The sequence below is a fragment of the Streptomyces sp. NPDC001100 genome, assembly GCF_053598575.1.
This window is the reverse complement of record NZ_JBSFKO010000090.1, coordinates 1-2,868: the sequence shown is the minus strand read 5'-3', so window position 1 is coordinate 2,868 and position 2,868 is coordinate 1. Positions and strand designations below refer to the sequence as shown.

The following is a 2,868-nucleotide window of genomic DNA, read 5'->3' as shown; positions in this document are numbered from 1 at the left end:
CCGCATCAAAACTCAACGACGCGAACTGCAACACCCGCGCCCGCTCATGCACCGCGAACCGATCAACCTGCGCCCACGCCAGATTCGCCAACCCCGCATGCGAGACCACCACCCCCTTGGGCCGCCCCGTCGAACCCGACGTGTGGATCACATACGCCGCATTCGCCACCCCCAACGGCACCATGCGCTCCGCATCCACCACCCGACCCGGCGCATAGCCGGCCACGACAGCGGCCACTTCCGGATCGTCCAAGGCAATCGCCCCGGCCCGGTTCGCCTCGGGCAACACCGCACGGCCCGCCTGCGTGCACAGCACCGCGACCGGATCCGCGTCCTCCAACACCAGCGCCAGACGCTCGGCGGGATGTCCCGGGTCCAGTGGAACGAAGGCCCCACCCGCCATCGAAACCGCCAGCAACGCCACCACCGTGCCCACCGACCGCTCGGCCACCACAGCGACCCGCCGCTCCGGACCCACCCCCGCCGCGATCAGATACCGCGCCAGCCGACCCGCCTCAGCCTCCAACTCCGCGTAACTCAGGGCGCGTTCACCCGACTCAAGAGCCGGCGCATCCGGTGTCCGCCGCACCTGCCCGGCAAGCAGATCCGGCAAGGTTCCCGACGGCACCTCAGCAGAGACGTCCTGCCAATCCCGCGTCAGACGCTCCAACCGTGCTGCGTCCAACAACCCGAGTCGCCCCAGAGGCTTTTCCGGATCCGCCGCGAACTGCTCCAACACCCGCACCAACGCGGCCAACACCTCATCGGCCCGCGCCCGGTCGAACAGGTCCGGCCGGTGATCCAGCTGCAACTCCATCCGCTCACCCGGCGCGACGATCAACCCCAGCGGATAGTGACTGGCGTCCCGCGTCCGGCCACCCGGCCGAATGACAAGGGCGTCGGGGTCATCCGACATCGCCTCGGCGGACCGCGGATAGTTCTCGTAGACGACGAGCGTGTCGAACTCCGCGCCCGGCCCGGTGACCTGCTTGATCTCCGCCAGCCCGAGATGCTGGTGGCCCATCACGCCGAGCTGGCGGCGCTGCAGTCGGTCCAGCATGTCGAGTACGGATTCCCTGCCATCCGTCTGCACCCGCACCGGCAGGGTGTTGATGAACAACCCGATCAGCGACTCCGCACCTGGCAGATCCGCCGGCCGCCCGGCAACCGTCGTCCCGAACACCACATCCCGGCGCCCGGACAGGCGGGCCAGCACCAGAGCCCACGCCCCCTGCACCACCGTCGCCATCGTCACGCCGCCTCGGCGGGCCACGTCGTTCAGCGCCCGCGTCAGTTCGGCGCCGCACTCGACACGCACCGCCTCGGGCCGCATCGGCAGCCGCGCCGGATCCACCGGAGCAACCAGCGTCGGCTCCTCCGCCCCCGCCAACTCCTCCCGCCACGCAGCCCGCGCAGTCTCACGGTCCTGGCGGCCGAGCCACGACAGGTAATCCCGATACGACCGCACCGCAGGCAACGCCTGGGCGCCGCCGCCCGCCCGGTACACCGTCTGCAGCTCGTTCAGCAGGATCGGCAGCGACCAGCCGTCGAGCACGATGTGATGGGTCGTCAGCACCAGCCGATGGCGCCGTTCGCCCAGGCGGAGCAGCAGCAACCGCAGCAGCGGAGCCCGCCCGAGTTCAAAGCCGGCCGACAACTCCTCCCCGGACAACCGGGCAGCCTCAGCCTCCGCATCGGCCTCGGGTAGACCGCTCAAGTCGATCTCACGCCACGGCAGTTCCACCTCCCGCGCGACGACCTGCACCGCCTCACCCGACGCCAGTCGATGGAACCCCGCACGCAAAATCGCATGCCGTCCCACCACCGCATCCCATGACGCCCGAAGCCGACCGACATCCAACGGCCCGTCCAGAGCGAGCGCACGCTGACCGGCGTACACATCCGCCCCGGCTTCGTCATCGAACGACGAATGGAAGAGCAGACCCTCCTGGAGCGGGGACAACGGCCACACATCCTCCAGACCGGGCACCGCCGACTCCAGCTCCTCCACACCCTCCTGAGACAGGGAAACCAACGGGAAGTCAGAGGGGCTGTGACCGCCGGCCCCGTCGCCGACCTGCGCCACCAGTCCTGACAGTGCCTCCACCCACGCCTCCAGCAGCGCGCGTGCCCGGTCAGCCTCCATCAACCGTTCAGGCCAGGCCAGCACCAGTTCCAGCACTGGGCCGTCCGCCAACTCGCGTACCGATCCGAGCAGTTCCACCGCGTGCATCACCGGAGCAGCGGGCGCACCTCCCGCCCGGAAACCCTCGCCCACCCCTACGCGCCCGAGGTAGTTGAAGCCGACCTGCGCCGAGGGCAACCCCGCCAACTCATCGGTGGTCTCCGGATTGACGTACCGCAGGAGGCCGTAGCCGAGGCCGTCTCCGGGGACCGCCCGCATCTGCTCCTTCACTCCGAGCACGGACACACCGCCATCGGCGCCCGCGCTCAGCCGCACCGGATGCGAGGACGTGAACCAGCCCACCGTCCGCGACAGATCGGGGATACCCGGCAATGGCTCACGGCCATGCCCCTCGACATCCACCACGAGACCGCCGTCCACACCGGCCCACTCGCCGACCGCCCCGGCCAGGCCGGCCAACAACACCTCGTCCACCCCGGCATGGAACGCCGACGGCACCGCCGCCAACAGCGCAGACGTCACCTCCGCCGGGACAGTCACCACAACCTCACGAACCGTCGCACCCACATCCACCAGCGGATCCAACGGAACATCCGTCAACAACTCCTGCGGACCATCCACCACAGCCCGCCACGCCGCCAGTTCAGCCACCCGCTCCGGACGACCCGCCTCCGCCGCCAACTCCCGCGCCCACGCCCGGAACGACACCGGAACCGGCTCCA

At 69.9% G+C, this 2,868-nt stretch carries 1 protein-coding gene; it reads right to left on the bottom strand.

What is annotated here, in order from left to right:
* Positions 1-2,797 (bottom strand): condensation domain-containing protein (locus ACWDEW_RS48755; RefSeq protein ID WP_450522821.1); only part of this gene is annotated, 2,797 nt, incomplete at its 3' end.
* Positions 2,798-2,868: the final 71 nt, after the last annotated feature.